An 8,088-nucleotide genomic window follows, 5' to 3' on the forward strand; every position below is an offset into this window, starting at 1 on the left:
GCGTAGTCCGGTGCCAAAGGCATCGCCTCGAAAAGCACTGGAGCTAGACAGTGAATATGAATAAAGATTATCTAGTTTTGAAAGAATAAAAAAGATATTGACTTCTGCGATAGAAGTTGATAATATAAATATGTGTTAAAAATACATGTTTGGTGACGATGGCGAAGAGGATACACCCGTTCCCATTCCGAACACGGAAGTTAAGCTCTTCAGCGCCGATGGTAGTTGGGGGCTTCCCCCTGCGAGAGTAGGACGTTGCCAAGCAATACTCTTCATTCCACAGTAGCTCAGCGGTAGAGCAATCGGCTGTTAACCGATTGGTCGCAGGTTCGAACCCTGCCTGTGGAGCCATGCTTCCATAGCTCAGTAGGTAGAGCACTTCCATGGTAAGGAAGAGGTCACCGGTTCAAGCCCGGTTGGAAGCTTATGTCGAAAATAGTTTGGCCCGTTGGTCAAGTGGTTAAGACACCGCCCTTTCACGGCGGTAACACGGGTTCGAATCCCGTACGGGTCACCATGCCGGCTTAGCTCAATTGGTAGAGCAACTGACTTGTAATCAGTAGGTTGGGGGTTCAAGTCCTCTAGCCGGCATTTTCTTTTATGATCTGATAATATCTTATCATAGATTTTTTAAAAGCCGGAGGGGTAGCGAAGTGGCTAAACGCGGCGGACTGTAAATCCGCTCCCTTTGGGTTCGGCGGTTCGAATCCGTCCCCCTCCACCATCTTTTAGTAGAAAATGGAGAATGCGGAAGTAGTTCAGTGGTAGAACACCACCTTGCCAAGGTGGGGGTCGCGGGTTCGAACCCCGTCTTCCGCTCCAGAATAATGGGGGCTTAGCTCAGCTGGGAGAGCGCCTGCTTTGCACGCAGGAGGTCAGCGGTTCGATCCCGCTAGTCTCCACCAAATTACATAGTTTACAAATAACGTTTAGAACGAAGCTGTTCTAAACGTTTTTTTTTATTTTTTTGTTGAAAAAAAAATGATATCATATTTAGATGAAACTTTTTTGCTTCGATGGTCGTAAAAATTAATACCGCTAGATGCGGAGGGAAATAGAGATGGATGCTTTAATAGAAAAAAGAATAAAACAAGTTAAAAAAGGCGACCAAAATGCATTTTCTGAGATTGTTGAACTATTTAAAGATAAAGTCTTTCAACTTTGTTATCGGATGGTAGGAAATCGGCATGACGCAGAAGATATTGCGCAGGAAGCCTTTATTCGAGCATATATTAATATTCATACGTATGACATGAATCGTAAATTTTCAACGTGGCTTTATCGGATTGCAACAAATTTGTCAATTGACCGATTGCGAAAAAGGAAGCCAGATTACTTTTTAGATGCTGAAATTGAAGGTACAGAAGGACTTACGATGTATTCGCAAATTCCATCGGATGATCTTAAGCCGGAAGAAATGGTAGAAAGTTTAGAGTTTCAAGAATGGATCCAAAAAGAAATTAATGAACTTCCGGTCTCGTACCGTTCTGTAATCGTACTGAAATATATTGAGGAACTGTCATTAAAAGAGATTGGAGAAATCCTAGATTTGCCTATAGGTACGGTGAAAACTCGTATACATAGGGGAAGGGAAGCATTAAGGAAAAGACTACGAAAGATTTAGCGGGGTGAAAAAATGAAGTGTTCACAATCCTATGTTGAGTTGATGCATAAATATTTAGATGAGGAAATTGGTGTTGAAGAGGAAAAGCAGTTGAAAAATCATTTAAATGAATGTTCGAGCTGCCTAAACCACTTTCAAGAACTAGAGAAGGCTATTGCATTTGTTCAAAGCACTACACATATACATGCTCCATTAAATTTTACAAATAGTGTGATGAATCGATTGCCTAAGGAAAAACGATTGGTGGTTTATCGCAGGTTTTTTAAAAAACATCCCGTCTTTGTAGCTGCGGCAGTTTTTCTCCTTCTAATGACAGGGAGCATCTTCTCAACATGGAATAGTAATACACAATTATCAGTCTCCAAACAATCAAATCTTAAGATTCAAGATCATACTGTAATTGTTCCAAAAGGGGAAATTGTTGAGGGAGATGTGATTGTGCGGAATGGAGATATAAAAATTGAAGGGGTCGTTCGAGGAGATGTTATTGTCATCAATGGGGACCAATATCTTGCCTCCGCTGGGCATGTAACAGGTGAGATTATGGTCATCAATGAGGTTTTTGATTGGATGTGGTATAAGACAAAGCACTTTTTTAGCAGCCTATTCAAATAGAATGATTCCAACTGCTATCTTTATTTAGATAGCTTTTTTTATATAGAGATAAACGTTAGTACGGGAACCTATTATAAAAGAATACATTTACAAAATATGTTATAATGGTAAAGGTATGTCTTTATTTGAATTTTTTCAAAAGAGGAAGTGTGCAAATGTCTATTGGAGATTTTCCAATTTTAGAATATATCGGAGAGGCCATTGATGTCTTTCTCGTTGCCTTTGTAATCTATAAAATCATCATGCTGATCCGCGGAACGAAGGCCGTCCAGTTGCTGAAAGGCATCTTTGTTATTTTAGCTGTTTGGTTTTTGAGCAGCTTTTTTGGTCTAACTACAATGCAGTGGTTGATGGATAAAGTATTAACATGGGGATTTTTAGCAATTATTATCATTTTTCAACCTGAGCTTAGAAGAGCACTTGAACAGTTGGGACGTGGCCGATTATTTTCAAGAAGTGCCGTTCCTGAGGAAGAAATGATCACGAAAACAATTGATGAAATTGTGAAATCTATCAGTTATATGGCAAAAAGACGGATTGGTGCACTAGTATCGATTGAACGGGAAACCGGGATGGGGGATTATATAGAAACCGGAATTCCTCTTAATGCAAAGGTTACATCGGAATTATTAATTAATATTTTTATACCAAATACCCCATTGCATGACGGTGCTGTTATTATTAAAGAAAATGAAATTAAAGCGGCAGCTTGTTATTTGCCGCTATCTGAAAGCCCGTTTATTTCTAAAGAATTGGGAACACGCCATCGGGCAGCTTTAGGAATTAGTGAAGTAACGGATAGTATCACAGTTGTTGTTTCCGAAGAAACTGGTGGAGTTTCTTTAACGAAAAATGGAGAGTTGTATCGTAATTTAACCAATGAGCAACTGAAAGAAATGTTAACTGTTGAGTTAACTAAAAATACGAAAACAACTTCCTCATCACGATGGATATGGAGGGGGAAGAAAGGTGAAAATTGATCAGTGGTTAAATAGCCCATGGTTTGTACGTATTCTCGCTTTATTTCTTGCGCTGATGTTGTGGGCTAATGTAAATATGGAAACTGGCAAAAATCCAGCACCAGTAGGAAGTCTTCCCCAAATCAGCAGGGAAACAGAAGCACTTTCAAATGTTCCGCTGAATGTCTATTATAACCAAGATAAATATGTAATATCCGGGCTGCCACAGTCCGTGAATGTTTATGTTGAAGGGACAAGCAGTGTCATACGAGCGATGAAAGCACAAGGGGGATATGAGGTTTTTGTTGATTTGCAGCATTTAACCCCTGGTACTCACAAAGTTCGAGTTGAACATCGAGGTTTTTCAGACAAATTAACGGTAAAAATTGACCCGGCTTTACTAGATGTGACGATCAAAGAAAAAGTAGAGCAAATTATGTCTGTTGATATTCAAATTGTCAATAAAGATAAATTGCCGGAAGGATACATTGCTGAGGAGCCAATTTCCGTGCCGAAAAGCGTGGCCGTACGTGGTTCTTTAGAAGATGTGCAAAAAATTGCCTTCGTTGAAGGGTATGTTGATGTTGCTGGAGCTAAAGATACTGTTGAGGTGGATGTGCCATTAAAAGTATTTGATCATAATGGAGAAGAATTGAAGTTGGAAATTGTTCCAGCTGTTGTTGAAGTAAAAGTACCAATCAGCCCGCCTAATAAAAAGGTTCCTTACAAAATCAATCGAAAAGGAAATTTACCTAAAGGTTTAAGCATTCAATCTTTTGAAGTAACACCAAGTGAAATTACAGTTTATGGAACAAAAGAAAACCTTGAAAAAATTAAAATGATCGAAGATATTGATATTGATTTATCCAAAATTGATGAAGATCAAACGATTGAGGTTAAAGTGCCTGTTCCTGCTGGAGCCATAAAAGTAAATCCTGAAGTATTGACTATTCGAGTAGATGTAGAACCAGAAGAAAGTAAAACAATATCAAATGTTCCAATTAAAATTAATGGGGTGTCAAATACGCAAGGTGTTTCTTTCATAACCCCAGAAAATGGTCATGTGAACTTAACTATATATGGTGCTAAAAAGGTGATCGAACAAATAGGTCCTGAAGATTTTGATGTTCGTTTAAATGCCGGTGGTTTATCAAAAGGGGAATATGAAATCGATATCAATGTTGTTTCAGGGCCACAAGACATTAGATGGGAAATCAGACCATCAAAAGCTCAAATCGAAATACTAAACGACTAGTAAGATCTTAGAAAAATATTCGTAGAACAAAAAGGAGCGATAAGAAAATGGGTAAATATTTTGGAACTGATGGTGTTCGTGGTGTGGCAAATAAAGAATTAACACCTGAACTTGCGTTTAAAATCGGCCGCTTTGGCGGCTATGTTTTAACCAAAAATGAGCCAAACCCAAAAGTTTTAATTGGCCGTGATACAAGAATTTCAGGTCATATGCTTGAAGGGGCATTGGTGGCTGGTTTGTTATCAATAGGAGTAGAAGTGATGCGCTTAGGAGTTATTTCTACTCCTGGTGTAGCTTTTTTAACAAAAGCGTTAGGTGCGCAAGCAGGAATTATGATTTCGGCATCTCACAATCCTGTTGAAGATAACGGAATAAAGTTTTTTGGACCGGATGGTTTTAAGCTTACGGATGAACAGGAAAATGAAATTGAAGAACTTCTTGATCAAACAGAAGATACGCTGCCAAGACCTATTGGAGCAAAATTAGGACAAGTTATTGATTACTTTGAAGGTAGTCAGAAATATTTACAGTATTTAAAGCAAACGATAGATGAAGATTTCTCAGGCCTTCATATTGCATTGGACTGCGCTAACGGAGCTACGTCATCATTGGCACCACATTTATTTGCTGATTTAGAAGCAGATATCTCTACAATGGCTGCGAATCCAGATGGATTAAATATTAATGATGGAGTCGGATCTACCCATCCGGAAAGCCTAGCTAAGTTTGTAATTGAGAAAAAGGCTGATATTGGGCTTGCTTTTGATGGTGATGGCGACCGTTTAATTGCAGTTGATGAGAATGGCAATATTGTTGATGGTGACCAAATCATGTTTATTTGTGCCAAGTATTTAAATGAAAAGGGCCGTTTAAATAAGCAAACCGTAGTATCAACCGTTATGAGCAATTTCGGTTTTTACAAAGCTCTAGAGGCCAATGGAATTCAAAGCGTACAGACAGCTGTTGGTGACCGCTATGTAATGGAAGAAATGCGCAAAAATTTGTACAACCTTGGCGGAGAGCAATCAGGACATATTATATTTCTTGATTACATAACCACTGGAGATGGAATGCTTTCAGCGCTCCAGCTTATCAATATAATGAAGGCAACTCGAAAAAGATTATCTGAATTGGCGAGTGAAATGCAGAAGTTTCCGCAACTATTGAAAAATGTGCGTGTGACAGACCGCAAGTTAGTTCAAGAGAATGAAAGGATTCAAACTGTAATTAAAGAAGTAGAAGCAGAAATTGGTGAAAATGGCCGTGTGCTTGTTCGTCCATCCGGAACTGAACCCCTTGTTCGTGTAATGGTAGAAGCGCCAACAGAAGAACTTTGCGAATACTATGTAGATAAAATTGTAAAAGTTGTTGAAGAGGAAATTGGAGTTGAATAATTTCGATATGCATAGACGACACATAACGGTTCGTCTATGCATATTTTTATAGTAGTGACACAAAAAAAACATGTATTTCAATAAAAAAATTGACGATTTTTACTATCTCATGTAACATTGAAGTTGTTTGCTCATTTTAAATAGAAAGGTGGTTTATGAGACTATTAATTTTAAGCGCCTGGACTATTCTGAACGGAATGGAATAGTTGACGAGGTGGAGGTTTATCGAACGGTCGGCGGATGCCTCCCGGCTGAATCACAGCCGTAAGCTTGAACGAAAACAAAGAGGCGACTCTTTGCACAAACGTTTAAGCATGATTAATACCAAATTTAAAAATTGATGATTAATAATAAAACGGGGCAAGGTGAGGCCCCGGCGGTCCCATTTCCTTGTCCCGGCAAGGAGGATTTGTATGTGCGGTATTGTTGGTTATATTGGTCATGAAGATACGAAAGAAATTTTATTAAAAGGTTTAGAAAAACTTGAATATCGCGGATATGATTCAGCAGGAATTGCTGTATTAAATGAAAATGGCGTAAAGTTTTTTAAGGAAAAAGGACGAATTGCCCAGCTTCGTGAAGCAGTTGATGTTACTGTAGAAGCGACCGCAGGAATAGGTCATACTCGTTGGGCAACTCATGGAGAACCAAATAGAAAAAATGCCCACCCTCATCAAAGCGCATCAGGGCGTTTTACAATTGTTCATAACGGTGTAATTGAAAATTACGAGCAATTAAAACGGGAATACCTTAAAGACATAGAATTACAAAGTGATACGGATACAGAAGTAATCGTTCAACTAGTCGAGTATTTTGTAAATCAAGGCGAAATCGTAGAAGAAGCATTCCGCCATACGTTAAAGTTGCTTAAAGGGTCTTATGCATTAGCGCTTTTAGATGAGAAGGATACTGAAAAAATTTATGTTGCAAAAAATAAGAGCCCACTTCTTGTAGGTGTCGGCGACCACTGTAATGTTGTGGCAAGCGATGCAATGGCCATGCTCCAAGTTACAGACCAATACATTGAGCTCATGGATAAAGAGATGGTCATTTTACAAAGAGATTCAATTATAATTAAAGATTTTGAAGGCAAAGTTATACATCGTAAGCCATATAAGTGTGAATTGGATGAGAGTGATACGGAAAAAGGAACTTATCCGCATTTTATGTTAAAAGAAATTGATGAACAGCCTTTTGTCATTCGTAAAATTATTCAAAAGTATCAGGATGAAACGAGTGGCTTAAAGCTTGATGATGATATTAGAAGAGCGATGTTAGAAGCAGATCGAGTTTATATTGTGGCATGCGGAACGAGTTACCATGCTGGCTTTGTTGGCAAGCAGTTGATTGAGACATTGGCAAAAATTCCGGTTGAAGTACATGTTGCAAGTGAATTTTCATATAATATGCCACTGCTATCAGAAAAACCATTGTTTATTTTCATTTCACAAAGTGGGGAAACAGCTGATAGTCGAGCGGTGTTAGTAAAAGTAAAAGAAATGGGCCATCGTGCTTTAACAATTACAAATGTACCTGGCTCAACTTTATCTCGCGAAGCTGATTACACATTGCATTTATATGCTGGTCCTGAAATTGCTGTTGCTTCAACGAAAGCTTATACGGCACAAATGGCTGTATTAGCATTGCTAGCGTTTGATACAGCGAAGCAAAAAGGTATTGCTTTAGATTTTGACCCAATTCAAGAATTAAGTATTGTTGCCAATGCAATGGAAGTCCTATGCAATCAAAAAGATGAAATGGAAAAAATCGCTCGTGAATACTTAGCGGAAACAAGAAATTGCTTTTTTATCGGCCGTGGTCTTGACTATTACGTCAGCTTAGAAGGAGCATTAAAATTAAAAGAAATTTCCTATATTCAAGCAGAAGGCTTTGCTGGCGGTGAATTAAAGCATGGAACGATTGCTTTAATTGAAGATCGAACACCAGTCATTGCCCTTGCAACCCAAGAAAAAGTGAATTTGCCAATTCGCAGCAATGTCAAAGAAGTTGATGCACGCGGCGCCAACTCATGCATTATCAGTATGAAAGGATTAGATCAATCAGGCGATCGCTTTGTTATTCCGGCTGTTCATGAACTAATGACACCTTTAATTTCCGTCATTCCATTACAGCTAATCGCTTATTATGCAGCTTTACACCGAGGCTGCGATGTTGATAAGCCGCGCAATTTGGCAAAATCCGTTACAGTTGAATAAACAATATTACCACAGATAAAGGTTA

General features: G+C 38.7%; 6 protein-coding genes, 7 tRNA genes and 1 rRNA gene. All 14 read left to right on the forward strand.

The window, feature by feature from the left end; all coding sequences use genetic code 11:
• Nucleotides 1-148: 148 nt before the first annotated feature.
• Nucleotides 149-264, forward strand: a 5S ribosomal RNA gene (gene rrf, locus HR057_RS16450).
• Nucleotides 265-276: 12 nt separating this feature from the next.
• Nucleotides 277-351, forward strand: a tRNA-Asn gene (locus HR057_RS16455).
• Nucleotide 352: 1 nt separating this feature from the next.
• Nucleotides 353-425: transfer RNA gene (locus HR057_RS16460), tRNA-Thr, on the forward strand.
• A 17-nt stretch (nt 426-442) separates the two neighbouring features.
• Nucleotides 443-517 (forward strand) — tRNA-Glu (locus HR057_RS16465).
• Nucleotide 518: 1 nt separating this feature from the next.
• Nucleotides 519-591: transfer RNA gene (locus HR057_RS16470), tRNA-Thr, on the forward strand.
• Nucleotides 592-639: 48 nt separating this feature from the next.
• Nucleotides 640-724: transfer RNA gene (locus tag HR057_RS16475), tRNA-Tyr, on the forward strand.
• A gap of 23 nt (nt 725-747) precedes the next feature.
• Nucleotides 748-822 (forward strand) — tRNA-Gly (locus HR057_RS16480).
• A gap of 7 nt (nt 823-829) precedes the next feature.
• A tRNA-Ala gene (locus tag HR057_RS16485) sits at nt 830-905 on the forward strand.
• Nucleotides 906-1,060: 155 nt separating this feature from the next.
• Complete coding sequence (gene sigW / locus HR057_RS16490) at nt 1,061-1,624, forward strand: RNA polymerase sigma factor SigW (protein WP_173732562.1); 564 nt, start codon at nt 1,061-1,063, stop codon at nt 1,622-1,624.
• Between the two features lie 12 nt (nt 1,625-1,636).
• Entirely contained in the window at nt 1,637-2,239 is a 603-nt protein-coding gene (locus HR057_RS16495; RefSeq protein ID WP_173732564.1) for an anti-sigma factor family protein, read from the forward strand.
• 155 nt (nt 2,240-2,394) lie between these two features.
• Entirely contained in the window at nt 2,395-3,219 is an 825-nt protein-coding gene (gene cdaA / locus HR057_RS16500; protein ID WP_173732566.1) for a diadenylate cyclase CdaA, read from the forward strand.
• The gene (locus HR057_RS16505; protein WP_173732568.1) at nt 3,209-4,453 is read left to right on the forward strand and encodes a CdaR family protein; all 1,245 of its coding nucleotides are present in this window, start codon (nt 3,209-3,211) and stop codon (nt 4,451-4,453) included. The genes cdaA and HR057_RS16505 overlap by 11 nt, the downstream gene beginning before the upstream one ends.
• Before the next feature lie 47 nt (nt 4,454-4,500).
• The gene (gene glmM, locus HR057_RS16510; RefSeq protein WP_173732570.1) at nt 4,501-5,847 is read left to right on the forward strand and encodes a phosphoglucosamine mutase; all 1,347 of its coding nucleotides are present in this window, start codon (nt 4,501-4,503) and stop codon (nt 5,845-5,847) included.
• Between the two features lie 413 nt (nt 5,848-6,260).
• Complete coding sequence (gene glmS, locus HR057_RS16515) at nt 6,261-8,063, forward strand: glutamine--fructose-6-phosphate transaminase (isomerizing) (RefSeq protein ID WP_173732572.1); 1,803 nt, start codon at nt 6,261-6,263, stop codon at nt 8,061-8,063.
• The last annotated feature ends 25 nt before the right edge of the window (nt 8,064-8,088 follow it).

Source organism: Calidifontibacillus erzurumensis (assembly GCF_013303125.1).
Lineage (GTDB): Bacteria > Bacillota > Bacilli > Bacillales > Bacillaceae_J > Calidifontibacillus > Calidifontibacillus erzurumensis.